Below are 23,577 nucleotides of genomic sequence, written 5' to 3'. Positions count from 1 at the left end.
TCCGGGCGGCGTTCGCCGCTGCTCCGGTGTCGGGGGGACACGTCAAACAGGACACCAGGAGACGTCATGACCACTTCCTTCCTTCGCGCGGCCGCCTTTGCGCTTGCTGCCGCGGCGTCCAGCCTCGCCATCGGTTCCGCCCATGCGGCTGCCGATCCGGCTGCGATCGTCAAGCACTATACGGACATCGCCCACGCCAAGTATTCCGATGCGCTCGACGCCGCCAAGGCGCTCGACGCGGCAATCGACGCCCTCATCGCCAAGCCCGGCGACGACACGCTGAAGGCAGCGCGCGAGGCGTGGCTCAAGTCCCGCGTGCCCTACCAGCAGACGGAAGCCTACCGCTTCGGCAACCCGATCGTCGATGAATGGGAAGGCAAGGTGAACGCCTGGCCGCTCGACGAGGGCCTGATCGACTATGTCGACCCGAGCTACGGCACGGAAAGCGACGAGAACGCGCTCTTCGTCGCCAATGTCATCGCCAATCCGAAGCTGGAAATCGCCGGCAAGGCGATCGACGCCACGACGATCACGCCGGAAGTGCTGCAGGAACTGCATGAAGCGGGCGGCGTCGAGGCGAACGTGGCGACCGGCTACCACGCCATCGAATTCCTGCTGTGGGGTCAGGACCTCAACGGCACGGGTGCGGGCGCCGGCAACCGCCCGGCGACGGACTACGACACGGCCAATTGCACCAACGGCAATTGCGACCGCCGCGCCGCCTACCTGAAGGCCGCCTCCTCGCTGCTCGTCTCCGACCTCGAAGACATGGTCAAGGCCTGGTCGCCGGACGGCGACGCCACCAAGAACGTGACGGCCGACCCGAAGGCCGGCATCACCGCCATGCTGACCGGCATGGGCTCGCTCTCCTATGGCGAACTCGCCGGCGAGCGCATGAAGCTCGGCCTCCTGCTGCACGATCCGGAAGAGGAGCACGATTGCTTCTCCGACAACACGCACAACTCGCACTACTACGACGTCGTCGGCATCCAGACCGTCTATACGGGTGAATATACCCGCCCGGACGGCTCCAAGCTGACCGGTCCGTCGCTGCACGAGCTCGTCGCCGAGAAGGACGCCGCGCTCGACAAGGAGATGACGGCCAAGCTCGACGCCAGCCACACCGCCTTCAAGGCGCTGGTGGACCGTGCGGAAGGCGGCGAAGCCTACGACCAGATGATCGGCGAAGGCAATGCGGAGGGCAACAAGGTCGTCCAGACCGCCATCGACAGCCTGATCGACCAGACGAAGACGATCGAGCGCGTCATCACGGCGCTCGACCTCGGCAAGATCGAGCTTGAAGGCTCCGACAGCCTGGACAATCCTGGCGCGGTCTTCAAATAAGATAGAAGGCGGGCCGCCGCGCATGAACGGCGGCCCGATCCAGCAATGACAGAACGCCCCGCCCGTCGCCTGCTCGCGGTTTCCGCCGCGTTCACCGTCGCGGCGGGCGTTTTCGTCATCGGCAGCGCCGTTTCGGCCACCCGGGAGCGCGGGGACCTTTCCGCGAAAGACCTGAAGCGCGTCGTCGCCGTGACGGCACCGGCGACGGATTTCTCCAAGGCCGAGCAATACGAGGCCATGTCCGCCGGCGCCGCCACCTCGCTTGCGAGCGTCGACGTGAACAGCTTCTCGCATTTCTCCGAGAACATCACCTTCGAGGAGCGCGGGACCTTCAAGCTCGGCAACGCGCTCTTCCAGAAACTCTGGGTCTCCTCCCCCTCCTCCACGCAGGCCTCGGACGGGCTCGGCCCGCTCTACAACGCGCGCTCCTGCCAGTCCTGTCACATCAAGGACGGGCGCGGCCATCCGCCGGAGGGCGCGGCGGACGCGACCTCGATGTTCCTGCGCCTTGCCCGGCCCGCAGCGACGACAGAGGAAGAGGCGGCGCTGAAGAGCTTCCATGCGATGAACCTGCCGGACCCCATCTACGGCCGCCAGCTTCAGGACCAGGCCATTCCCGGCCTCAAGGCCGAGGGCCACATGGCCATCGACTACAGGGAAGAGCCGGTGACGCTTGCCGGCGGCGAGGTCGTGAAGCTGCGCCGCCCCACCTATTCCATTACCGACCTTGCCTATGGCAACCTCGATCCGGCGACGACGCTCTCGCCGCGCGTCACCCAGCCGATGCTCGGCCTCGGTCTCGTGCAGGCGATCCACGAGGCCGACATCCTGGCGCTAGCCGATCCCGACGACGCGGACGGCGACGGCATCAGCGGCAAGGCCGCCGTCGCCATCGACCCGGCCACCGGCAGAAAGACGCTCGGCCGGTTCGGCTGGAAGGCGCAAGCCGCCACCGTGCGCCAGCAGAGCGCCGAGGCCTTCGCCATGGACATCGGCATATCGACGCCGGAAGTGCCGCTCCACGACGGCGATTGCACCCCCGCCCAGACCGCCTGCCTCGAACGGCCCAACGGCGTGCAGAAGCGCCTTGGCGATGCCGAGGCGCCGCCGCCGGTGATGGACCTCGTCACCTTCTATGCCGAGAACCTCGCGGTGCCGGCACGGCGCAAGGCGAGCTTCCCCGAAACGCTCGCCGGCAAGCGGGTCTTCTACGAGACCGGCTGCGTCTCCTGCCACCATCCGAAATTCGTGACCCGGCGCGATGCCGGCAACAAGGCCCATGCCTTCCAGCTCATCTGGCCCTATTCCGATTTCCTGCTGCACGACATGGGCGAAGGCCTTGCGGACGGGCAGCCGGTGGGCGTTGCGACCGGAAGGGAGTGGCGCACGCCGCCGCTCTGGGGTATCGGCCTTACAAAAACCGTCAACGGCCATACGTTCTTCCTGCACGACGGACGCGCCCGCAACCTCACCGAGGCCATTCTCTGGCATGGCGGGGAGGCACAGGCGGCGCGCGACCGCTTCGCCGCGCTGGAAAAGCAGGACCGAGACGCCCTTCTGACCTTCCTGGAGAGCCTGTAGATGCCGATGCTGCGTTCATTCCTGCTGCGTTTCGCCGCCCTTGCCGGGGCAAGCCTGATGCTTTCCACCGCCCTTCCGGCCATGGCGCAGGAAGAGGCGACGGCCGCGCCGCCCGAACTCACCGACGAGAGCGTCGTCGGCGTCATGACCCATGCCGTCGACGACGTCATCCGCCCCGGCTACCGGGCTTTCGAGGCATCCGCCGGCAAGCTGGCAGGGGCGACAACCGCCTTCTGCAAGGCGCCTTCGGACGATTCGCGCAAGGCGGTGGACGACGCCTTCCGGCAGGCCGTCGCGGACTGGGGCCGCATCGAGATGGTGCGCATCGGCCCGGTGCTCGACGACAACCGCTTCGAGCGCATCCTTTTCTACCCCGACCGCAAGAGCACCGGCCTCAAGCAGGTGCAGGCGCTGCTCCAGAAGGCGGACGAGGCGGACACCAAGGCCGCGGCAATGGGCGAAAAGAGCGTCGCCATCCAGGGGTTCGGCGCGCTCGAATTCGCGCTCTACGGCACGGGTTCCGAAGACCTCGCGAAGACGCCGGAAAGCTTCCGCTGCCGCTACGCCGCCGCCGTCGCCAGCCATATCGAGACGACGGCCGGGCAGCTCACGGCGGCCTGGGACGCGCCCGACGGCGTCCAGCAGCACTGGAAGCATCCGGGACCGCAGAACCCCGTCTTCCGCACCGGCCGGGAGGCGATGACCGCCCTGCTCGGCATCCTCGTGCACGGGACGGAAGCGGTGCGCGACCAGCGCATCGAGACCTTCTACCGCAAGGGCGGCACGCCGCGGCCGAAATCGGCGGTCTTCTGGCGGTCCGGCAACACCTGGACCTCGATCGACGCCAATCTCGAGGGCCTGCAGACGCTCTTCGACCGGTCCGGCATCGCCGAATTCGTCGATCCCGGCCGCACGTCGCTCAGCGGCAATGTCGATTTCGCGATGAAGGCACTACGCGGCGTCGCACAGACCGTCGACCCAGACATCGAGAGGGCTGTCTCCACGCCGGCGGACGAGAAGAAGATCGGCTTCCTCCTCACCAATACCCGCGACCTGATCCTGGCGCTCAACGGCGATTTCGGCGGCGCGATCGGCCTCGGCGCCGGCTTCTCTTTCGCGGACGGCGACTGATGGAAGCTATGGGCCTGCCCAGCGCCGCGCTCGACCGCCGTGCCTTCCTGCGCATGGCGGGCACGGCCTTCGTGGCGTCGCTCGGCGCCGGCCCGGCCTTCGCGCTCGCGCGCACCGACGCCGTCTTCGCCTCCGGCTACATGGACCGCGACGGCCGCTTCGGCATCGCGGTGCTGGCCGAGGACGGGACGGTGATCGACCGCACGGCGCTTCCCGCCCGCAGCCACGGCATGGCCTTTTCGCCCGCGACGAACCATCTCGTCGCCTTCGCCCGCCGTCCCGGCACCTTCGCGCTCGTCATCGACCGGAGCGGCCAGGCGGAGCCGCGCACCATCGCGGCCGCGCAGGAGCGCCATTTCTTCGGCCATGGCTGCTTCTCGCCGGACGGCAGGCTGCTCTATGCCAGCGAGAACGACTTCGACGCCAATCGCGGCGTCATCGGCCTCTACGACGCCCGCGATGGCTACCGCCGCATCGGCGAATATTCGACCTACGGCATCGGCACGCACGACCTTTCCGTCAGCGACGACGGGAGGTTCCTGATCGCGGCGAACGGCGGCATCGAGACCCATCCGGATTTCGGCCGTACCAAGCTCAATCTCGACCATATGGAGCCCTCGCTCGCCTTGATCGACGCGGCGACGGGAGCACTTGTCGAGCGCCACGCGCTGCCGGAGAAGTTGCGCCAGCTCTCCACACGCCATATCGACCTCGACGACAAGGGCCGCATCTGGTTCGCCTGCCAGTACGAGGGGCCGCGCAACGACCTGCCGCCGCTCGTCGGCCATTTCGGCAGGGGCGAGGACCTCGCCTTCATCGACCTTCCGGAAGAAACCACGATCGGCCTTGCCAACTATGTCGGCGCCATCGCCGTCAACCGGCGCGAGGGGCTCGTCGGCCTCACCTCGCCGAACGGCGGGCGCTTCGTCGTGCTGGACGCCAAGACCCGCCGCGTCGTCAGGGACGAGGCGGTCGCGGATGCCGCCGGCATCGCCGCCGCGCCGCACGGCTTTGCCGTCTCCTCCTATGACGGCCATTTTGCCGGCCGGCGCGAGGATGTCGCCTGGGACCAGCACATCGCCGGGCTGATGCCACAGCGCTGACTGCCGCTCTGGACGAAGGCACGGCGCGCACTAGCTCTGGGGGCATGAGCAACAAACCCCTCGTCTATCTCGCCTTCATCATCCTCGTTCTCGGCGGCGGCCTCGTCATCGGCGCCAACACGGTTCCCGGCGGCTGGTATGCCTCGCTTGCCAAGCCCTTCTTCAACCCGCCCAACTGGCTGTTCGCGCCGGTCTGGAGCATCCTCTACCTGGTCATCGGCGTGGTGGGCGCCCGCACCTGGCTGACGTTCCGCCGGTCCCCGGCCATGCGGTTCTGGTTCGCGCAGCTCGTCCTCAACTTCGCCTGGACCCCGGTATTCTTCGGCTTTCAGGATCCGGCATCGGCGATGATCGTCATCCTCGCCCTCGATATCGCCGTCGCCGGCTTCATCGCCGCATCCTGGCGGCAGGACCGCCCGTCGGCCCTCGCCTTCCTGCCCTATCTCGCCTGGGTCCTCTTCGCGACGGCGCTCAACGGCGCGATTCTCGTCCTCAACTGAGGGATATCGCCGCCCGGCGCTTGCAGTGCAGCATGCGCCGTGCAAACCTCGGCCACCTTCGGTTCAGGGCCGGCGTTCCGGCGATAGTGGGGTCATGACAGGCTTTCCTCCGTCGGGTTTTGCCGACCGCGTCTCGAGAAGTTTCGAACGGCAGGCCGCCATGCGGCTGATCGGCGCCGAGCTCACCCGCATTTCCCACGGCACGGTGGAAATCGAGCTGCCCTTCGACGAGAAACTGACGCAGCAGCACGGCTTCCTGCATGCCGGCATCATTTCCGCCGCGCTCGACACGGCCTGCGGCTATGCCGCCTATACCGTCATCGATGCTGATGCCTCGATCCTCACCATCGAGTTCAAGGTCAACCTCCTGTCGCCGGGGCGGGGCGAGCGCTTCCTGTTCCGCGGCGAGGTCACCAAGCCGGGCAGCAACATCATCGTCGCCGACGGGCGCGGCTATGCCCTGACAGACGGGCCGGCCAAGCTGATCGCGTCGATGACCGGCACGATGATGGTGATGCGCGGGCGGGAGGACATTACCGAATGAGCTTCGTCCTCAAGACCGCCGGCCGCTACCGCATCCTCTATGTCATGGCCGTCGACGCCGAATACGGCCCGCATCTCAGGGCTCGCATGACGCCATTGATGACCGGCGTCGGCCCCGTCGAGGCCGCCGTGCAGCTGACGCTCGCCCTCTGCCACCTGGAGGCGGAGGGGAACCTGCCCGACCTCGTCGTCTCGCTCGGCTCGGCCGGCTCGGCGGTGCTGGAGCAGGCCGGCGTCTACCAGGCCACCTCCGTTTCCTACCGCGACATGGATGCCTCGCCCCTCGGCTTCACACGCGGCGCGACGCCCTTCCTCGACCTGCCGGCGGAGGTCCCGCTGACCGTGCATGTGCCGGGCCTGCCGGAAGCCCGGCTTTCGACGGGCGCCAACGTGGTTTCCGGCCCCGCCTATGCCGCCATCGACGCGGACATGGTGGAGATGGAGACCTATGCGGAGCTGCGCGCCTGCCAGGCCTTCGGCGTCCGGCTCGTCGCGCTTCGCGGCATTTCCGACGGCAAGGCCGAGCTCACCCATATCGGCGACTGGACGGAATACCTGCACGTGATCGACGAAAGGCTCGCCGCCGCCGTCGACAGGCTGGAAACCGCTGCCGCCGACGGCACGCTCGTGCTCAAAGGCTGAGAAACCGGCTTTTTCCCCGTTGCACGCCGCAAGGATATTCTTTAAAGGCTCGCCATGACCCAGACAGCCCATCCCGACAGCGTTCTCATCATCGATTTCGGCAGCCAGGTGACCCAGCTCATCGGGCGGCGCGTGCGCGAAGCAGGCGTCTATTGCGAGATCATCCCCTTCCAGTCGGCGGAGGAAGCCTTCCACCGCATGAAGCCGAAGGCGGTCATCTTCTCCGGCGGCCCCGCTTCCGTTCTCGACCAGGGCAGCCCCCGCGCACCGCAGGTCGTCTTCGATTCCGGCCTGCCGATCCTCGGCATCTGCTACGGCCAGCAGACGCTCGCCACCCAGCTCGGCGGCACCGTCGAGGGCGGCCATGCCCGCGAATTCGGCCGCGCCGACGTGGAAATCCTCAAGGAAAGCCCACTCTTCGAAGGCTTCTGGGAAGTCGGCAAGAAATATCCGGTCTGGATGAGCCACGGCGATCGCGTCACCGTCGCCCCTGAAGGCTTCGAGATCATCGGCGTTTCCGAAAACGCCCCCTTCGCCATCTGCGTCAACGAGGCGAAGCGCTACTACACGACCATGTTCCACCCGGAAGTGGTGCACACGCCCGACGGCGCCAAGCTGCTGTCGAACTTCGTGCACAAGATCGCCGGCATCAAGGGCGACTGGTCGATGTCCGCCTACCGCGCCCGCGCGGTGGAAGCGATCCGCGAGCAGGTCGGCGACAAGCGCGTCATCTGCGCCCTTTCGGGCGGCGTCGACTCATCCGTCGCGGCCCTCCTCATCCATGAGGCGGTCGGCGCGCAGCTCACCTGCATCCTCGTCGACCATGGCCTGATGCGCAAGAACGAGGCGGCCGACGTCGTCGCCATGTTCCGCGAGCACTACAACCTGCACCTCATCCATGTCGACGCCGTCGACCGCTTCGTCGGCGAGCTGGAAGGCGTCTCCGACCCGGAAACCAAGCGCAAGATCATCGGCCGCCTGTTCATCGAGGTCTTCGAGGAAGAGGCCGGCAAGCTCGGCGGCGCGGAATTCCTCGCGCAGGGCACGCTCTATCCTGATGTCATCGAAAGCGTCTCCTTCACCGGCGGCCCCTCGGTCACGATCAAGTCGCACCACAATGTCGGCGGCCTTCCCGAGCGCATGAACATGAAGCTCGTCGAGCCGCTGCGCGAGCTCTTCAAGGACGAGGTGCGCGTGCTCGGCCGCGAACTCGGCCTGCCCGACTCGTTCATCGGCCGCCATCCCTTCCCGGGTCCGGGCCTTGCCATCCGCTGCCCGGGCGGCATCACCCGCGACAAGCTGGAGATCCTGCGCGAAGCCGACGCCATCTATCTCGACGAGATCCGCAAGGCTGGCCTCTACGACAAGATCTGGCAGGCCTTCGCCGTGCTGCTGCCCGTCCAGACCGTCGGCGTCATGGGCGACGGCCGCACCTACGAATTCGTCTGTGCGCTGCGCGCCGTCACCTCCGTCGACGGCATGACCGCCGACTTCTACCACTACGACATGAACTTCCTCGGCCGCGCCGCCACCCGCATCATCAACGAAGTCCGCGGCATCAACCGCGTCGTCTACGACGTGACGTCGAAGCCGCCGGGCACGATCGAGTGGGAATAACGGGGGCTCGCATGCGGGGATCCAAGAAAGCAGTGAAATAAGCCGCAACGACATCCTTGTTGTTGCGGCGTTCTGCTGAACCCTTTCAGACTACAGCGCAGACGCCGCCGGATTTCTCATTCAGCGGATGATCAATCATGCGTATTCGTGATCCACGCGCGTGGACCTACAGCCTGCCGGCAGCGCTGCTGCTGCTGGCTCCCTTCAACATTCTCGCTTCGCTCGGCATGGACATCTACCTGCCGGTCGTTCCCGCCATGCCCGCGATCCTGCGGACGACACCGGATGTGGTGCAGCTCACCCTGACGGTCTATATGATCGCGCTCGGCGTCGGGCAGGTGCTGTTCGGCCCGCTCTCGGACCGTATCGGCCGCCGGCCGGTGCTGATCGCGGGGGTGGTGATCTTCGCCGCCGCCTCCCTCGGCCTCGCCCTCACGACCTCGGCGCCGCTGTTCGTGGCGTTGCGGCTCGTGCAGGCCATCGGTGCCTCGGCGGCACTCGTGGCGCTCTTCGCCACGATCCGCGACGTCTATGCCGACAGGCCGGAAAGCGCCGTCATCTACAGTCTGATGAATGCCATGCTGGCCTTCGTTCCCGCCCTCGGGCCGATTGCCGGCGCGCTGATTGCCCGCGCCTTCGGCTGGCAGGCGCTGTTCATCGCGCTCGCCCTTCCCGCGATCGCGATGCTGTTCGTGGCCTTGCCGAAATGGCACGAGACGCGGCCCGCCGAGGCGATGGCGCAGAAGCGCGCCTTCGGTCCCGTGCTGGCAAGCCTTGCCTTCTGGACCTATACGCTTGCCTTCAGCGCGGCCATGGGGACGTTCTTCGTCTTCTTCTCGACCGCGCCGCGTATCCTGATGGATGGCGCCGGCCTTTCCGAACTGGGCTTCAGCCTCGCCTTCGCGACCGCCGCCCTGGTCATGATCGCGACGGCGCAGTTTGCGGAAAGGCTTGTCGGGCGCTGGGGCATTGCCGGCTGCACGGTGCGCGGCATGGCGCTGCTGCTCTCCGGCGCAGCCTTGCTGGTCCTCGGGCAACACCTGCTGGGGCCGTCCTTCTGGAGCCTCATGCCGCCGATGTGGCTGATGGCGGTCGGCATCGTGCTGACGGCATCCGTCTCCGCCAATGGCGCGCTGCAGGCCTTCGCCCATGCCGCCGGCACCGCGGTTGCGCTGCATTTCTGCGTGCAGAGCCTGATCACGGGCATTGCCGGCACGGCCGCGGTCTTGCTGCTCGATGGCACCACCGCCTGGCCGCTGGCGGGCTATGCGGCCTTGATGGCGGCGGCCACCCTGCTCATGCTTGCCCGCCTGACAAGGCGCTCGCTGCACGACTGAAGATCCGGGCGGGGCAATCCTCGGGCTGCCCCGCCCTTCTTGATCTCGATTTCCCCCTCAAGCAACGGCGCCGGCTTGCGCGAGTGGCCATGGATGTAAAAAATCCGCAACACCATGTCACATCCTGCCTTCCTGCATCGTCATGGCGGTGTAGGATCGAAAAGGAGACTGGAATGTCCGCTCGCATGACCGATTATTTCAAACGCGCCGAACCTGCCTTCAAGGCGATGTACGCGCTGGAAGCCGCTCTCAAGGCCAGCCCGCTGGAGGCGAGCCTGCTGCATCTCGTCAAGGTGCGTGCCTCGCAGATCAACGGCTGCGCCTATTGCATCCATATGCATGTCGGCGAGGCCCTGAAGGACGGCGAAGACCAGATGCGGCTCCATCTGCTGGCCGGCTGGCGCGACTCTTCCCTCTATAGCGAGCGGGAACGGGCAGCGTTGGCCTGGACGGAAGCGCTGACGCTGGTGGCGCAAACGCATGCGCCGGACGAGGACTGGGCAGCCCTCGAGGCCGCCTTCACGCCCGACGAGCAGGCATGGCTTTCCGTCGCGATCGGCGCGATCAATGTCTGGAACCGCGTGCAGGTCGGCTTCCGCGCCGAGCACCCGGTCGACCGGCGCCATGCGGCGTGACGACCCGGCAACGGACGTCTTCGAGGCGCAGCGGCCGCGGCTGCTGCGCCTTGCCTATCGCATGCTCGGCTCGCACGCGGAAGCGGAGGATGTCGTGCAGGAAGCCTGGCTGCGCTGGCACCGCAGCGACCGCGCGGCGGTGGCCGAGCCGGCGGCATGGCTGACCCGCATCGTCTCGCGTCTCTGCCTCGACGCGATGAAATCCGCCCGCGCACGGCGCGAGACCTATCCCGGCATATGGCTTCCCGAACCGCTGATCGAGCCGGCGGACGACGAAACCCGCGCCGACAACATCACCCTCACGCTCATGATGGCGCTGGAACGGCTTTCGCCGCTGGAGCGCGCCGCTTTCCTGCTGCATGACGTCTTCGACCAGCCGCTCGACGACATTGCGGCAACGCTGAAGCGCAGCCCGGCGGCCACCCGGCAGCTTGCGGCGCGGGCCCGCGCCCATGTGCGGATCGACCAGCCGCGCTATGAAATCCCCCGCGAGGACGGCGAGGCGCTGACGCGCGCCTTCTTCGAGGCCTGCCGCGTCGGTGACGCCGACGCGCTCGGCTCCATGCTGGCGACGGACGCGACGCTGCGCTCGGATGGCGGCGGCAAGGTGCTCACCTTCCCGAACGCCATCCAGGGCGTCGACCGGCTGGTCCGCCTTTTTCTCGGGCTGTCGCGGAAGCTGGGCGCGCGGATGGAATTCCTGGGCCATGCCGTGATCGATGGCCTGCCCGGCTTCGTAAGCCGCATCGACGGGCACATGCAGACCACGGCCGTGGAAATCGTCGAAGGACGCATCGCCGCGATCTACATCACCCGTAATCCGGACAAGCTGACGAGCCTGACGCAGCCTGCCTAAAACCCGAACGACTGCTGCGCCGGCTCCGGCGGGGCGAAGGAAATGCCCTCCAGCGCCAGCATCTTCACCTTGGAGGATGCGCCGCCGGGCGCCGAGAAGCCGCCGACCTTGTTTCCGGCAGCCAGCACCCGGTGGCAGGGGATGATGAGGGCGACGGGATTCTTCGCCATGGCCTGGCCGACCTCGCGCGCGCCTTCGGGACCTGCGCCGAGATCGCGGGCGATCGTGCCGTAGGTCGTCGTCTCGCCCCAATGCACGCGCCGCGCAGCATCGTAGATCGCCTGGAAGAACTCACTCTGGCCGGCAAGATCGAGCGGCACGTCGGTAAAATCCGCTTCCTCGCCGGCGAAATAGCGCTGCGCGGCTTCGATGGCGCGGGCGATGGCCGGCGGCGGCTCGGCAGGCTCGGCGGCCTCGGCATTTTCGAGACGGCGCAGCAGCAGGCGCTGCGTCTTGGCGGCGTCCTCACCGGGCAACTGGAAGCGCACGACACCCGCCGCCGTCCAGGCGATGCCGCAGGGTCCGCTCGCCGTTTCGAAGATATGATACTGGGTCTTGCCGGTCATTTTCGGCTCCCGTTCCCGTCTTGTCACAAGATCGGGCTTTGCCCGGCCGGTTTCAACCCGTTTCTTGCCGGGGCTTGCGCCATCCGCAGGCAATTCGCATAACGCGGCAAACGATTTGAGGAGAAACGGCGTGGAACGTTCCGAGATCATCATCGGCGGGGATACGGCAGGCATCGAATGGCGCGTGCCGGTCTTCCGCTTCAAGGGCAGCGACAGCGCGGCACCCTCGGCCTATATCCAGGCGGCGCTGCATGCCAACGAGCTGCCCGGCACCGCGCTCCTCCACTTCCTGCTGGAAGGCCTGCAGAAGGCGGAGGCGGACGGCGCGATCCGCGGCGACATTACCGTCGTGCCGCAGGCCAACCCGATCGGCCTTGCCCAGTACCATTTCGGCGAGATGGAAGGCCGCTTCGATCTCGGCTCGCGCACCAATTTCAACCGCGATTTCCCGCTGGTGGCACTTGCCGGGCGGGATACGCTGCTCGACAAATTCGAAAGCCGCAGCGCCGCCGACCGGCTGAAGCGGACGCTGCTCCATACCGCACTCGGCGCGGACCTCGTCCTCGACCTGCACTGCGACGACGAATCCCTGCAATATGCCTATATCGACGAGGCCTTCTGGCCGGAGGCGGCGGACCTGGCATCGGCCCTCGACATGAAGGCCGTGTTCCTCTCGGACGGCGAAAGCACCGCCTTCGAGGAGGCCGTCGGCCATGCCTTCAAGCGCCAGGGAGGCGACAAGCTGAAGAGCGTACCCGGCCGCCTTGCCGTCACCGTCGAGCTGCGCGGCCGGCGCGACGTCTATCCCGACATGGCGCGGCACGATGCGGACGGTCTCTGGGCCTTCCTCGCCGGCCGCGGCGTCGTCGCCGACCCGGCGCATGAAGCGAAGCCCTATGCGGGACCCGCCGTGCCGCTCGACAATATCGAGATGGTCAAGGCGCCCGAGCCCGGCACCGTGCTCTTCCACCGCGATATCGGCGACGAGGTGAAGGCCGGCGACCTCATCGCAACCCTCATCGTCCGGCCGGGCGAACCCGGCGGCACGCTCGCGGTCACTGCCGGCCATGACGGGCTGATCGCCACGCGCTGCTCGGCCCGCTACGCCCGCCGGGGCGACGACCTGATGAAGATCGCCTGCCGCGAAGCCACCCGCAGGGACCGCAAGCCGGGCACGCTGGAAGACTGACTGGGGGCCTGCAAAAATCTTCGCGCGGGGGATGGCCTTCCCCCTCGCATTCGTATCGTCCGAAGCAATATATAGAAGCAGCAAAAGAGCTTGCCGCCTTGGGATGATCCGCACGCATCATGTTTGAGACGCTCTCCGCCTACTGGCCGCATATCCTCGTCGCGCTGTCGATCGTGCTCGGCGTTCCCGCCGCCATCCATGCGACGATGACGAAGGAGGAAGTGCGCGCGGCGATCGGCTGGGTCGGCGTCATCGTGCTGTCGCCGGTGGTCGGCGCGCTGATCTATGCCGTCGGGGGCGTGAACCGTATCCGGCGAAAGACCCTCAATCTCGGCCGCGAGGGCCTGCTCGCCGCCGGCTGGCACCATCTCGACGAATACGACGTCTCCAACGCCCATATGCAGGTGCGCTTCGGCGGGGCGCTCGCCGCCATGCAGCGCCTCGGCGACGCCGTCGGCCGCTGCCGGCTCACTTCGGGCAACCGCATCGCGGTGCTCTCGACCGGCGACGAGGCCTATGCGGCAATGCTCGCCGCCATCGCCGCCGCCGAGCGCTCCATCCTGCTCGAAACCTACATCTTCGACCGCGACAAGGCCGGCGAGCGCTTCGTCGAGGCGCTGTCGGCGGCGGTCGCACGCGGCGTGGAGGTGCGCGTGCTGATCGATGCGGTCGGCGCGCGCTATTCCATTCCCTCCATCGTCTCGGAGCTGCAACGGGCGAAGGTGCCGACGGACGTGTTCAACGGCAATATCGTCATGGGCCTGCGCCTGCCCTATGCGAACCTGCGCACCCACAGGAAGATCCTCATCGTCGACGGCACCACCGCCTTTACCGGCGGCCTCAACATCCGCGCCGGCTTCTGCGCGGAATTCGCCGGGCAGGCCGCGGCGCTCGACACCCATTTCCGCCTCACCGGCCCCGTCGTCAGCGACCTCTTCCGCATCGCCTATGAGGACTGGCGCTTTTCCGGCGGCGACGACCTTTCCGGCGAGGCCTGGCGCATTCCGCCGCCGCCGGACGCGCCGGATACCGGCATGCTCGCCCGCGTCGTGCCCTCCGGGCCGGACAAGAGTCTGGAGACCAACCACCGCATGCTGATGGGTGCGCTGTCGGTCGCCAAGAAGCAGATCCGCATCATGTCGCCCTATTTCCTGCCCGACCGCGAACTGATCAGCGCGATGGTCACGGCGGCGCGGCGCGGGGTGGAGATCGACATCGTCGTGCCCTCGGCCAACAACCTCAAGCTCGTCGACCTCGCCATGACCGCCCAGTTCGACCAGCTGCTCAAATACGGCTGCCGCATCTGGCGCGCCTCCGGCGCCTTCAACCATTCCAAACTGACGGTCATCGACGACATCTGGACCTATGTCGGCTCGTCGAACATCGATCCGCGCTCGCTGCGGCTGAACTTCGAGGTGGATATCGAGGTGATCGACCCGGATTTCGCCGACCGCATCACCGGGCGCATCACGGCCGCGCTGTCGAATGCCGAGGAGGTCACGCTGGAAGAGCTCAATGCACGGCCCTTCGCCCAGCGCCTCGTCGAGCGCATCACATGGCTCGGCTCGCCCTATCTGTAGACGCGCCGGCACGCTCCCAGACGACCTTGAGGTCGATATGGGCCTTGATCGGCAGGTGATCGGACGCCACGCGCGCCAGCGGCGAATCGTGCACCTCGACGGAGGTGACGAGGTCGTGCGGATGGCCGAGCGCCCGGTCGAGCGCCAGAACCGGAAAGCGGGAAGGAAAGCTCGGCACCGCGCCGGAGGCCGGATCGAAGGTCGGCTGCAGGCGCGAGAGCGACGAGCGCCGGCCGACGCGCCACTCGTTGAGGTCGCCGACGAGAAGGGTCGGCATCTCCTCCTCTTCCGCGACGGAAGCGAGGATCGCCATCGCCTGCTGCTCGCGCGAGCGCTTCAGGAGGCCGAAATGGGCGGCGACGAGCCTCAGCTTCCCCACCGGCAGGTCGAGATGGACGACGAGCGCGCCGCGCGGCTCGACGCCCGGCAGCTTCAGCTGCCGCACGCCGCCCACCACGCCCTTGCGCATCATGATCATGTTGCCGTGCCAGCCGTGGCCGGAGGAGGACAGCGCGTTGATCGGCACCGGCACGAGGCCGCAGTCGCGCTCCAGCGCCTCCAGGTTCAGGAGGCCCGAGCGCTCGCCGAAGCGCTTGTCCGCCTCCTGGATGGCGATGATGTCGGCATTCATCTCGGCGATCACGCTCGCCGTGCGCTCGGGATCGAAGCGCCGGTCGACGCCGACGCATTTGTGCACGTTGTAGGACGCGATGACGGTGTCGCCCGGGCGATTGTTTTCCGGCGGCCGGTGGCCGCGGCGATTGCGAATGGCCGCAAGCAGCGCGGCCGACGTGATCTTGCCGTTCCTGTCCAATGGACCTTCCTCATGGCACCTTCCCATCATATGGGGGCGGGCTTCCTCTCGGCAACCGCCCTGCGGCAAGAAGGTTCCGAAAAGTCGGGGCGGCGCGGCGCCCGGGAGGCAATGCAAGCGTCTTGCGCCTTGCCCGCAATATCATGGTCGAATTTTCGGGCGATTTGTCCTAAACCGGTTCCACCCTCCAGCCAGACAGGAAACCGGCCATGTTCGATGCCCTCACCCGCCAGCCCGACGATCCGCTGCTTGCCCTGATCGGCCTTTTCCGGGCGGACGAGCGCGCCGGCAAGGTGGACCTCGGCGTCGGCGTCTATCGCGACGAAACGGGCGTCACGCGGGTCTTCCGCGCGGTCAAGGAGGCCGAGCGCCGCCTCGTCGAGACCCAGCAGACCAAGGCCTATGTCGGGCCGGAAGGCGATCCCGTCTTCCTCGAACGCCTGTGGGCGCTGACGACGGGCGAGGCCGGCCGCGGCCGCGCGACCGCCGGACTGCAGACGCCCGGCGGCTCGGGCGCATTGCGCCTTGCGGGCGACCTCATGGCGCGCACCGGCACGCGGCGCATCTGGCTCGGCCTGCCGACCTGGCCGAACCATGCCAGCATCTTCACGGCCGCCGGCCTGGAGGTCGTCACCTATCCCTTCTTCGACATCCCCTCGCAGGCCGTTCTCTTCGAGCGGATGATGGAGGCGCTTTCCGGCGCCGCGCCGGGCGATGCCGTGCTGCTGCATGCGAGCTGCCACAACCCGACGGGCGCGAACCTCAATACCGAGCAATGGCGCGCCGTTGCCGCGCTCGTCGCCGAGCGCGGCCTGCTGCCGGTCATCGACATCGCCTATCAGGGCTATGGCCGGGGCCTCGACGAAGACGCGGCGGGCCTGCGCATCCTGCTCAGCGCCGTGCCGGAGGCGCTGGTCGCCGTTTCCTGCTCGAAGTCCTTCGGGCTCTACCGCGAGCGCACCGGGGCGATCTATGCCGTCTGCGGCAGCGCCGAGACGGCGCTGACCGTGCGCAGCAATCTCGCGGCGCTCGCCCGCGTCAGCTATTCCATGCCGCCGGACCACGGGTCCGCGGTCGTCAGCATGATCCTCGGTGACGAGGCGCTGATGGCGGACTGGAAGGCCGAGCTCGAATCCATGCGGCTGCGCATAACCGCGATCCGCGAGCGCCTTGCCGCGGGCCTTTCGAAGCGCTGGCAGGTGCTGACCGCCATCCGCGAGCAGGAGGGCATGTTCTCGCTGCTGCCGCTCGAGGAGGCGGACGTGATGAAGCTCAGGGCCGAGCACGCCATCTACATGCCGACCTCCGGCCGCATCAACATCGCAGGCCTGAAGACGGCGGAGGTCGACGCCGTCATCGAGAAGTTCCTGAGCCTGTGAGGACGCGATGACGGCCGAGACAGCATCCCCGCCCGAGCGCCATTCCGTCTACGAGGATGTCATCGCCATCGTCGTCGGCACGATGTTCGTGGCGCTCGGCGTGGTGATCTACACCAAGGCCGTGCTGCTCGCCGGCAGCACGGCGGGTCTTGCCCTCCTCCTGCAATATGCGACGGGCATCGGCTTCTGGTGGCTGTTCTTCGCCATCAACCTGCCCTTTTACGTGCTTGCCGTGCGCAAGCTCGGCTGGGCCTTCACACTGCGGACGTTCGCCGCGGTGACGCTGGTCTCGATCCTTACCCGACTCACATCCGGCCTGATCGCCTTCTCCCATCTCGATCCGCTCTATGCGGCGGTGATGGGCGGCGCGCTTTCCGGCACGGGCCTGCTCATCCTCTTCCGCCACCGCACCGGGCTCGGCGGCATCAATGTTCTGGCGATCTACCTGCAGGACCGGTTCGGCCTGCGCGCCGGCTATTTCCAGCTCGGCGTCGACCTTGCCATCCTCGCCGCGGCCTTCTTCGTCATCCCGGCGGACCGGCTGGCGCTCTCGGTGCTCGGCGCCGTCGTCGTCAACATGACGCTCGCCATCAATCACCGCCCCGGCCGCTATTTCGGGGTGACGTGATCCTCGCGGCGCTTTATGAAAGCGGCACATGACATGAGGAGAGACGCGTGACCGTCACGATCTACGGCATCAAGAACTGCGACACGATGAAGAAGGCCCGCACCTGGCTCGACGCCCGGGGCGTCGTCTATCGCTTCCACGACTACAAGGCGGAAGGCATCGACGAGGCGAGCCTTGCCCGCTGGGTCGATGCGCTCGGCTGGGAAACGGTGCTCAACCGCGCCGGAACCACCTTCCGCGCCCTGCCGGACGGCGACAAGCAGGACCTCGACGGGAAGAAGGCCATCGCGCTGATGATCGCTCAGCCATCCATGATCAAGCGCCCGATCCTCGACCGCGACGGGCAGCTTACGGCCGGCTTCAAGCCGGAGATCTACGAGACGCTATTCTAGACCGGACGACGATAGCCCGTCGGCTGCTGGTAGAGATAGGCGGTGCGCTCGATGGCGGCGGCCAGCGGCTCGCGGGCGACGCTCATCGTATGGCCGTTGGCATGGATGATGGTCGTCTCGTCCTCCATGATCGCCACATGACCCTTCCAGAAGACGAGGTCGCCGCGCCGCAGTTCCTCGCGGGCGACGGGCGTGCCGAGACCCGCGGCCTGCATGTCGGAATCGCGCGGGGCGCTTCGCCCCGCCATCATCATGGAAAGCTGCACGAGGGCCGAGCAGTCGAGGCCGAAGCCGGAGCGGCCGCCCCACAGATAGGGCGTTTCGAGGAAGCGGCCGGCAATCGCGACATAATCGCCGCCCGCCGTCCCGCCGACCGGCAGGCAATGGCCGGCAATGACCGACTGGCCGCCTTCCAGCGTGAAATAGCGCGTGCCCCGCGTCTCGCTCTCGCCGACGACCGTTAGCCGGCTTCCGATGGAAAGCGCGAAGGCGGCGGGCGTCCTGAGGTCCGGCCCGGTATAGGCGAAGGTGCGCGGCACGCCGACGACATGGGTGGCGGGCAACGCGGCCGCATCCAGCGCCGTTTCCGGCAGGTAGCCGACGTAACCGTCGAAATCCGACTTCACCCAGGCCCAGCCGCCGGCGCGGTCGAGCACGCGCACGCCCTCGCCGAACAGGACCTGCGTGTCGATGCCGGCGGCCTCGTCCGGCCGGGGCCGGAGGGCGGCGACGGGCACGGCGATACGGGCCGGCACGCCCGTCACATAGCGCCCGGCGGCGACGGTGCCCTTGAGGGCTTCTTCGGCGAGGTCCGGACGGAAGGCGTTGAGGCGGCGGTCTGGCAGGGCGTTCATGATGTTCTCGCGGAAGCCTTCAGGAATTCTGGGCGCGGGCCCTGGCGATGATAACATCGCCGAGATGTTCGAGATAGAGCGCCCCCTCGACGGTGCGCTTGATGACGACGTTGCGGCGGTCGCGCTCGTCGCGCAGGCGGGTGACGAGCCCCTGCTCGCCCATCGTGTCGAGCGCGCGGGTGATCACCGGCTTGGTGACACCGAGCTTCGCGGCGAGCCCCCGCACGGTATGCGGCGGGGGCACGAGATAGATCTCCAGAAGGATGGCGAGCTGGCGCAGGGTCAGGTCCCGCCCGTCTTCGCGGACCTGCTCCACGGCGACCGCGTGCCAGAGGCCGAGCGCCTGCGAGGGGGTGAGATCGAGCGGCACGGATCCTCCGGGCGTTGCTGGCGCAATCGCGGGCGCGACCATCGGCTTCCCGCAATTGTTACGCTACCGTATCAACCGCCCGAAGGAAAGCTCAGGCGGTCATGCCGCGCAGGTGGTGGTAGAGCGCGCGGATCGCCTGCGCCTCGCCGCCGACCGGCGAATGCGGCCGCTCGGCCTGCGCCCAGGCATAGATGTCGAAATGCGCCCAATGCCGATTGCGCGTGACGAAGCGCTTGAGGAAGAGTGCGGCCGTGATCGAGCCGGCCATGCCGCCGGACGGGGCGTTGGTGAGGTCGGCGATGCGGGCGGAGACGTCCTTGTCGTAGCCCATGTAGAGCGGCATGCGCCACATCGGATCGTCGACCGCAAGGCTCGCCTCGGTGAGATCGTGGGCAAGGTCGTCGTCGTCGGTGAAGAAGGGCGGCAGGTCCGGGCCGAGCGCGACGCGGGCGGCGCCCGTCAGCGTCGCCATGTCGACGATGAGGTCGGCGTCCTCCTCGTCGGCATAGGCGAGCGCATCGGCAAGGATCAGCCGGCCCTCGGCATCGGTGTTGTCGATCTGCACGGTCAGGCCCTTGCGGCTTTTGTAAATGTCGCCGGGGCGGAAGGCATTGGCCGAGATCGAGTTCTCGACCACCGGCAGCAGCACGCGCAGGTCCACCTTCAGCTTGGCGTCCATGATCATCAGCGCAAGGCCCATGACATTGGCCGCGCCGCCCATGTCCTTCTTCATCAGCAGCATGGAGGAGGCCGGCTTGATGTCGAGGCCGCCGGTGTCGAAGCAGACGCCCTTGCCGACGAGCGTCACGCGCTTGTGGCCCTTCTTGCCCCAGCGCAGTTCGAGGAGGCGCGGCGCCTGCTCCGAGGCGCGGCCGACCGTGTGGATGAGGGGGAAGTTCTCCTTGAGGAGATCCTCGCCCGCGATCACCGAGACCTTCGCCTTGTAGTGCTCGCCGAGCGCGCGGAAGACGTCTTCCAGCGCTTCCGGGCCCATGTCGTTGGTCGGCGTGTTGATGAGGTCGCGGGCAAGGAAGACGCCGGCGAGCTGGCGCTTGATGTCGGCGGCGTCCGCATCGGTCGGGATGAGCAGGGTCGGCGCCTCGGAGGCCGAGGCCTTGTAGCGCTCGAAACGGTAGCTGCCGAGGCCGTAGCCGAGGGCGAGGCGGTTGGCCGTCAGCGGCGCGGTCTCGATATGCCAGTCGCCGGCGGGCAGCGTGCGGGCGAGCTTGCCCGTCAGGAAAGGCGCATCGGACGGATTCCTGCCGAGGCCGAACAGCGCCCCGCCGAGATGGCCATCGGCCGTCGGCACCATCAGCAGCGCGCCCGATTCCGCCTTGAAGCCGGCCTTCTTCGCCCAGTCGAGCGCGATCGGGTCGATCGTGCCGGTTTCGATATGGGCCGGCGTGATCGCGAAGATCGGCAGCGTCCTGCCGCCTTTCGTGTTGAAGGGAGAGGGCCGGTCGATGAACTGGAAGGGGGCCATGGCGAACCTTTGGAGAGAGCCGGGAATCGGGCAATTAACACTCTGTTAGGGTTAACAGATTATTGCTGGAGTGGAGATTGCGGCGTGATTCTTGACGCCGCGGGGATGCGAAAATCGCTTCGGGGACCGATCATGGCTATCAGCCGCACGCGTTCGTCACTTCGCTCGGCGCTTCTGAGAGGGGCGGCGCTGCTTGCCATCACGGTGGCGGTGGCGAGCTGCGCCAGCAAGAACAACCCGACCACGGGCTCGATCCCCACGACATCCAAGCCGGTCGGCGCGATGAACGCGACGGAACTGCGCGGTGCGGCCGACAGCATGGGCAAGGCCTACGAGAAGAACCCGCGCGATCCCCAGACCGGCATGAACTATGCCAGCGTCCTGCGCATGAACGGGCGCAACGACCAGGCGCTCGCCGTCATGCAGCAGGTCGCCATCAGCAATCCCGACAACCGTGAAGTGCTCGCCGCCTACGGCAAGGCGCAGGCGGCGGCCGGCCAGCTCCAGCAGGCGCTCGACACGATCCTGCGCGCCCAGACGCCGGACCGGCCGGACTGGAAGCTGAAATCGGCGGAAGGCGCAATCCTCGACCAGCTCGGCCGGTCGGGCGAGGCCCGCCAGCGCTACCGCGAGGCGCTCGACCTGCGGCCGAACGAGCCGTCCGTGCTCTCCAATCTCGGCATGTCCTATCTCCTGACGCGGGACCTGAAGACGGCGGAGACCTATCTGCGCTCGGCCGCCGGCCAGCCCGGCGCCGACAGCGGCGTGCGCCAGAACCTGGCGCTCACCGTCGGCCTGCAGGGGCGGTTCCAGGAGGCGGAGGCCATCGCAAGGCAGGAGCTGACCGCCGGGCAGGCCGAAGCCAATGTCACCTATCTGCGCTCCATGCTGACCCAGCAGAACGCCTGGAAGAAGCTCGCCGCGGACGACAGCGGCAGCACCAACTGAAGCTCATCCCAGCGTCCCTCCCAAGACGCCAACGCCCCGGCCGATTGCTCGACCGGGGCGTTTTTCGTTCGGTTAACCGCTGTCAGAAGCGGTCGGAAACCTGGATGCCGGCGGGGCCGAGGATGACGGCGACGAGCACCGGCAGGAAGAACAGGATCATCGGCACGGTCAGCTTCGGCGGCAGGGCGGCCGCCTTCTTCTCCGCCTCGTTCATGCGCTGGTCGCGGCATTCCTGCGCCAGCACGCGCAGCGCCTGGGCGAGCGGCGTGCCGTAGCGCTCGGCCTGGATGAGGGCCTGCGTGACGGACTTGACCGTGTCGAGCCCGATGCGGGTGCCGAGGTTATCATAGGCCACCCGCCGCTCCTGCAGGAAGGAGAGCTCGGCGGTGGTCAGCACCAGCTCCTCGGCCAGTTCCGGCGAGGCCATGGCGATCTCGTCGGCCACGCGCTTGAAGGCGACTTCGATGGAAATGCCCGATTCCACGCAGATCAGCATGAGGTCCAGCGCATCCGGCCAGGCGCGGCGGATCGATTTCTGGCGCTTCGACACCTGGTTGGAGACGAAGATGTTCGGCGCGTAGAAGCCGAGATAGCCGATGGCGACGGTGGCGAGGATGCGCATCGGCAGCGGCTTGTCGGCGAGGAGGCCGAGATAGAAGATGTAGAAGCCGGCAAGCGTCAGGAAGACGAAGGGCAGGACGAAGCGCGCGAAGAGGAAGATGTTGAGCGCGTTCTGCGAGCGATAACCCGCCTGCTTCAGCCGGTTCACCGTATTGGCGTCGACGAGCGCCTCGCGCAGGTTCAGCCGTTCGACGACCTGGCGCACGGAGGTGTTGTGCTGGGCGCGCAGCGAGGCCTTGCTCTGGACGGCCTGCGTGTTGAGGCGCGCCCGTTCGCGCGCGCGCATCTGCTCGCGCTCCAGCGCCACCGCCTTCATGCGCTTGCCGAGGTCGCCGCGGTCGAGATAGGGCGCCGCCAGCGTGTAGAAGGTCGCCAGCACGGCGATCATCACGAAGGCCGGCAGCAGGATGGCGGGATCGGTAAGCATGGCGACCATGGTCTCGGCCCTAGATGTCGAAGTTGATCATGTTGCGCATCACCAGGATGCCGATCGACATCCAGAAGCCGGAAATGCCGAGGATGAGATGGCCGCGCGGATCCTGGAACAGGATCATGATGTAATCCGGCGAGGTCAGGTAGACGAGGAAGGCCACGATGAACGGCAGGGCGCCGATGATCGCCGCCGAGGCTTTCGCCTCCATCGACAGAGCGTTGACCTTGGCGCGCATCTTGCGGCGCTCGCGCAGGACGCGGGAAAGGTTGCCCAGCGCTTCGGAGAGGTTGCCGCCCGCCTGGCTCTGGATGGCGATGACGATCGAGAAGAAGTTGACTTCCTGCAGCGGGATATTGGTGAACATGCGGGCGCAGGCTTCCGGCACGCTGAGGCCGACCTGCTGGGATTCGACAACCTTGCGGAATTCCGTCTTCACCGGCTCCTGGCCTTCGGCCGCGATCAGCCGCAGCGCATCCGTCAGGGGAAGACCGGACTTGATGGAGCGCACCATCACGTCGAGCGAATTGGGAAACTCCTCGAGGAATTTGTTCATGCGGCGCTTGACGAGGAAGCCGACGAGCCAGCGCGGCAGGCCCGCCCCCATGATGAAGGCGACGCCGAGCGAGATGAGAAGCCCCGCGCCGGCCACGAGCGTCAGCACGAAGGCGAAGAGGCCGAAGATCGCGCTGAAGACGTAGAATTTGGCGGGCGTGATCGAGAGGCCCGCCTGCATCAGCTTGGCCTTCAGGGTCGTGGCGATGCGCCGCGTCTGCTCCTGCTGCTTCTTTTCGAGGTCCTTCAGGGATTCCTGCACCGACTTGCGGCGCTTGGAGAGTTCCTGCATGCGGTCGCGCGCCGCCTTGGCCTTGTTCTGGTCGGTTTCGGCGGACTGGACGCGGCGGAAGCGGCTTTCGGTCTTCTTCTCCGCCTCGATGCGCGAGAAGAGCACGCCATAGGCAAGGCCGGCGGTGGAGAGCGCCGCCAGCGCGAAGATCGCAACGATGGTGATATCCAGCCCGAACATCCGCGGT

24 protein-coding genes are annotated in these 23,577 nt (G+C 67.3%); 17 read left to right on the top strand and 7 right to left on the bottom strand.

All coding sequences use genetic code 11. The features are described 5' to 3' along the window. Positions 1 to 66 precede the first annotated feature (66 nt). The 11 genes from DSD28_RS15740 (at position 67) to DSD28_RS15690 (ending at position 11,289) form a co-directional block, all read left to right on the top strand. Complete coding sequence (locus tag DSD28_RS15740; protein WP_119257364.1) at positions 67 to 1,344, top strand: imelysin family protein; 1,278 nt, start codon at positions 67 to 69, stop codon at positions 1,342 to 1,344. A gap of 45 nt (positions 1,345 to 1,389) precedes the next feature. Beyond that, on the top strand, positions 1,390 to 2,925 hold the full coding sequence (locus DSD28_RS15735; RefSeq protein WP_119257363.1) for a di-heme oxidoredictase family protein: 1,536 nt from the start codon (positions 1,390 to 1,392) through the stop codon (positions 2,923 to 2,925). After that, positions 2,926 to 4,056, top strand: coding sequence for an imelysin family protein (locus DSD28_RS15730; protein WP_245424853.1), 1,131 nt, complete (start codon positions 2,926 to 2,928; stop codon positions 4,054 to 4,056). Then, on the top strand, positions 4,056 to 5,159 hold the full coding sequence (locus tag DSD28_RS15725; RefSeq protein ID WP_245424852.1) for a DUF1513 domain-containing protein: 1,104 nt from the start codon (positions 4,056 to 4,058) through the stop codon (positions 5,157 to 5,159). Before DSD28_RS15730 ends, DSD28_RS15725 begins: the two co-directional genes overlap by 1 nt. A gap of 44 nt (positions 5,160 to 5,203) precedes the next feature. Then, positions 5,204 to 5,659, top strand: coding sequence for a TspO/MBR family protein (locus DSD28_RS15720; protein WP_119257361.1), 456 nt, complete (start codon positions 5,204 to 5,206; stop codon positions 5,657 to 5,659). 94 nt (positions 5,660 to 5,753) lie between these two features. Beyond that, positions 5,754 to 6,203, top strand: coding sequence for a PaaI family thioesterase (locus DSD28_RS15715; RefSeq protein ID WP_119257360.1), 450 nt, complete (start codon positions 5,754 to 5,756; stop codon positions 6,201 to 6,203). Next, positions 6,200 to 6,844, top strand: a complete 645-nt coding sequence (locus DSD28_RS15710; RefSeq protein ID WP_119257359.1) for a 5'-methylthioadenosine/S-adenosylhomocysteine nucleosidase — start codon at positions 6,200 to 6,202, stop codon at positions 6,842 to 6,844. Before DSD28_RS15715 ends, DSD28_RS15710 begins: the two co-directional genes overlap by 4 nt. Before the next feature lie 54 nt (positions 6,845 to 6,898). Next, entirely contained in the window at positions 6,899 to 8,461 is a 1,563-nt protein-coding gene (gene guaA / locus DSD28_RS15705) for a glutamine-hydrolyzing GMP synthase (RefSeq protein WP_119257358.1), read from the top strand. A gap of 137 nt (positions 8,462 to 8,598) precedes the next feature. Continuing rightward, positions 8,599 to 9,798, top strand: a complete 1,200-nt coding sequence (gene cml / locus DSD28_RS15700) for a CmlA/FloR family chloramphenicol efflux MFS transporter (protein ID WP_119257357.1) — start codon at positions 8,599 to 8,601, stop codon at positions 9,796 to 9,798. 173 nt (positions 9,799 to 9,971) lie between these two features. Beyond that, a complete protein-coding gene (locus DSD28_RS15695) occupies positions 9,972 to 10,433 on the top strand; it encodes a carboxymuconolactone decarboxylase family protein (RefSeq protein ID WP_119257356.1) in 462 nt (153 codons plus the stop codon). After that, positions 10,423 to 11,289 (top strand): sigma-70 family RNA polymerase sigma factor, encoded by an 867-nt coding sequence (locus DSD28_RS15690; RefSeq protein WP_119257355.1) that lies wholly within the window; start codon positions 10,423 to 10,425, stop codon positions 11,287 to 11,289. Before DSD28_RS15695 ends, DSD28_RS15690 begins: the two co-directional genes overlap by 11 nt. On the opposite strand, the gene DSD28_RS15685 is transcribed toward DSD28_RS15690, so the two are convergent. Beyond that, entirely contained in the window at positions 11,286 to 11,855 is a 570-nt protein-coding gene (locus tag DSD28_RS15685; protein ID WP_119257354.1) for a methylated-DNA--[protein]-cysteine S-methyltransferase, read from the bottom strand. The two genes, DSD28_RS15690 and DSD28_RS15685, sit on opposite strands and share 4 nt — an antisense overlap. Positions 11,856 to 11,985: 130 nt before the next feature. Here DSD28_RS15685 and DSD28_RS15680 point away from each other — a divergent pair, with 130 nt between their 5' ends. Together DSD28_RS15680 and DSD28_RS15675 are read left to right on the top strand one after the other, a co-directional pair. Continuing rightward, positions 11,986 to 13,044, top strand: coding sequence for a succinylglutamate desuccinylase/aspartoacylase domain-containing protein (locus DSD28_RS15680; protein ID WP_119257353.1), 1,059 nt, complete (start codon positions 11,986 to 11,988; stop codon positions 13,042 to 13,044). Between the two features lie 119 nt (positions 13,045 to 13,163). After that, a complete protein-coding gene (locus DSD28_RS15675; protein WP_119257352.1) occupies positions 13,164 to 14,624 on the top strand; it encodes a phospholipase D-like domain-containing protein in 1,461 nt (486 codons plus the stop codon). Here the strand turns inward: DSD28_RS15675 and DSD28_RS15670 are convergent. Next, entirely contained in the window at positions 14,596 to 15,438 is an 843-nt protein-coding gene (locus DSD28_RS15670; protein WP_245424851.1) for an endonuclease/exonuclease/phosphatase family protein, read from the bottom strand. The two genes, DSD28_RS15675 and DSD28_RS15670, sit on opposite strands and share 29 nt — an antisense overlap. 209 nt (positions 15,439 to 15,647) lie before the next feature. Here DSD28_RS15670 and DSD28_RS15665 point away from each other — a divergent pair, with 209 nt between their 5' ends. The 3 genes from DSD28_RS15665 to DSD28_RS15655 are packed head-to-tail and all read left to right on the top strand — an operon-like array spanning position 15,648 to position 17,837. Beyond that, positions 15,648 to 16,817, top strand: coding sequence for an amino acid aminotransferase (locus DSD28_RS15665; protein WP_119257351.1), 1,170 nt, complete (start codon positions 15,648 to 15,650; stop codon positions 16,815 to 16,817). A gap of 7 nt (positions 16,818 to 16,824) precedes the next feature. Next, positions 16,825 to 17,445: a YitT family protein gene (locus tag DSD28_RS15660; protein WP_119257350.1), complete on the top strand. Its 621-nt coding sequence runs from the start codon at positions 16,825 to 16,827 to the stop codon at positions 17,443 to 17,445. Positions 17,446 to 17,492: 47 nt separating this feature from the next. Continuing rightward, positions 17,493 to 17,837 carry an ArsC family reductase gene (locus DSD28_RS15655; protein WP_119257349.1) on the top strand — a complete coding sequence of 115 codons (345 nt, stop codon included), beginning with the start codon at positions 17,493 to 17,495 and terminating at the stop codon, positions 17,835 to 17,837. Here DSD28_RS15655 and DSD28_RS15650 read toward each other — a convergent pair. The 3 genes from DSD28_RS15650 to DSD28_RS15640 all read right to left on the bottom strand — a co-directional run bounded on the left by DSD28_RS15650 (position 17,834) and on the right by DSD28_RS15640 (position 20,544). Beyond that, entirely contained in the window at positions 17,834 to 18,691 is an 858-nt protein-coding gene (locus DSD28_RS15650) for an NlpC/P60 family protein (protein WP_119257348.1), read from the bottom strand. The two genes, DSD28_RS15655 and DSD28_RS15650, sit on opposite strands and share 4 nt — an antisense overlap. Positions 18,692 to 18,710: 19 nt before the next feature. Beyond that, positions 18,711 to 19,061: a MarR family transcriptional regulator gene (locus DSD28_RS15645; protein ID WP_119257347.1), complete on the bottom strand. Its 351-nt coding sequence runs from the start codon at positions 19,059 to 19,061 to the stop codon at positions 18,711 to 18,713. A 91-nt stretch (positions 19,062 to 19,152) separates the two neighbouring features. After that, positions 19,153 to 20,544 (bottom strand): leucyl aminopeptidase family protein, encoded by a 1,392-nt coding sequence (locus tag DSD28_RS15640; protein ID WP_119257346.1) that lies wholly within the window; start codon positions 20,542 to 20,544, stop codon positions 19,153 to 19,155. 132 nt (positions 20,545 to 20,676) lie between these two features. Between DSD28_RS15640 and DSD28_RS15635 the strand changes: the two genes are divergently transcribed. Continuing rightward, entirely contained in the window at positions 20,677 to 21,492 is an 816-nt protein-coding gene (locus DSD28_RS15635) for a tetratricopeptide repeat protein (RefSeq protein ID WP_119257345.1), read from the top strand. A gap of 82 nt (positions 21,493 to 21,574) precedes the next feature. Here the strand turns inward: DSD28_RS15635 and DSD28_RS15630 are convergent, their stop codons facing one another. Beyond that, the gene (locus DSD28_RS15630) at positions 21,575 to 22,549 is read right to left on the bottom strand and encodes a type II secretion system F family protein (RefSeq protein WP_119257344.1); all 975 of its coding nucleotides are present in this window, start codon (positions 22,547 to 22,549) and stop codon (positions 21,575 to 21,577) included. Positions 22,550 to 22,559: 10 nt separating this feature from the next. After that, a complete protein-coding gene (locus DSD28_RS15625; protein ID WP_119257343.1) occupies positions 22,560 to 23,570 on the bottom strand; it encodes a type II secretion system F family protein in 1,011 nt (336 codons plus the stop codon). Positions 23,571 to 23,577: the final 7 nt, after the last annotated feature.

It is taken from the genome of Shinella zoogloeoides, assembly GCF_003574625.1.
GTDB classification, from domain to species: domain Bacteria; phylum Pseudomonadota; class Alphaproteobacteria; order Rhizobiales; family Rhizobiaceae; genus Shinella; species Shinella zoogloeoides_A.
The sequence above is the reverse complement of the archived record's forward strand: the minus strand, read 5'-3'. Positions and strand labels throughout refer to the sequence as shown.

What these genes read in the sequence shown, in the direction of transcription:
- DSD28_RS15740 (WP_119257364.1), top strand. Translation starts at nt 67, where the DNA reads ATGACCACTTCCTTCCTTCGCGCGGCCGCCTTTGCGCTTGCTGCCGCG.
- DSD28_RS15735 (WP_119257363.1), top strand. Translation starts at nt 1,390, where the DNA reads ATGACAGAACGCCCCGCCCGTCGCCTGCTCGCGGTTTCCGCCGCGTTC.
- DSD28_RS15730 (WP_245424853.1), top strand. Translation starts at nt 2,926, where the DNA reads ATGCCGATGCTGCGTTCATTCCTGCTGCGTTTCGCCGCCCTTGCCGGG.
- DSD28_RS15725 (WP_245424852.1), top strand. Translation starts at nt 4,056, where the DNA reads ATGGAAGCTATGGGCCTGCCCAGCGCCGCGCTCGACCGCCGTGCCTTC.
- DSD28_RS15720 (WP_119257361.1), top strand. Translation starts at nt 5,204, where the DNA reads ATGAGCAACAAACCCCTCGTCTATCTCGCCTTCATCATCCTCGTTCTC.
- DSD28_RS15715 (WP_119257360.1), top strand. Translation starts at nt 5,754, where the DNA reads ATGACAGGCTTTCCTCCGTCGGGTTTTGCCGACCGCGTCTCGAGAAGT.
- DSD28_RS15710 (WP_119257359.1), top strand. Translation starts at nt 6,200, where the DNA reads ATGAGCTTCGTCCTCAAGACCGCCGGCCGCTACCGCATCCTCTATGTC.
- guaA (WP_119257358.1), top strand. Translation starts at nt 6,899, where the DNA reads ATGACCCAGACAGCCCATCCCGACAGCGTTCTCATCATCGATTTCGGC.
- cml (WP_119257357.1), top strand. Translation starts at nt 8,599, where the DNA reads ATGCGTATTCGTGATCCACGCGCGTGGACCTACAGCCTGCCGGCAGCG.
- DSD28_RS15695 (WP_119257356.1), top strand. Translation starts at nt 9,972, where the DNA reads ATGTCCGCTCGCATGACCGATTATTTCAAACGCGCCGAACCTGCCTTC.
- DSD28_RS15690 (WP_119257355.1), top strand. Translation starts at nt 10,423, where the DNA reads ATGCGGCGTGACGACCCGGCAACGGACGTCTTCGAGGCGCAGCGGCCG.
- DSD28_RS15685 (WP_119257354.1), bottom strand. Translation starts at nt 11,855, where the DNA reads ATGACCGGCAAGACCCAGTATCATATCTTCGAAACGGCGAGCGGACCC.
- DSD28_RS15675 (WP_119257352.1), top strand. Translation starts at nt 13,164, where the DNA reads ATGTTTGAGACGCTCTCCGCCTACTGGCCGCATATCCTCGTCGCGCTG.
- DSD28_RS15665 (WP_119257351.1), top strand. Translation starts at nt 15,648, where the DNA reads ATGTTCGATGCCCTCACCCGCCAGCCCGACGATCCGCTGCTTGCCCTG.
- DSD28_RS15660 (WP_119257350.1), top strand. Translation starts at nt 16,825, where the DNA reads ATGACGGCCGAGACAGCATCCCCGCCCGAGCGCCATTCCGTCTACGAG.
- DSD28_RS15650 (WP_119257348.1), bottom strand. Translation starts at nt 18,691, where the DNA reads ATGAACGCCCTGCCAGACCGCCGCCTCAACGCCTTCCGTCCGGACCTC.
- DSD28_RS15640 (WP_119257346.1), bottom strand. Translation starts at nt 20,544, where the DNA reads ATGGCCCCCTTCCAGTTCATCGACCGGCCCTCTCCCTTCAACACGAAA.
- DSD28_RS15635 (WP_119257345.1), top strand. Translation starts at nt 20,677, where the DNA reads ATGGCTATCAGCCGCACGCGTTCGTCACTTCGCTCGGCGCTTCTGAGA.
- DSD28_RS15630 (WP_119257344.1), bottom strand. Translation starts at nt 22,549, where the DNA reads ATGGTCGCCATGCTTACCGATCCCGCCATCCTGCTGCCGGCCTTCGTG.
- DSD28_RS15625 (WP_119257343.1), bottom strand. Translation starts at nt 23,570, where the DNA reads ATGTTCGGGCTGGATATCACCATCGTTGCGATCTTCGCGCTGGCGGCG.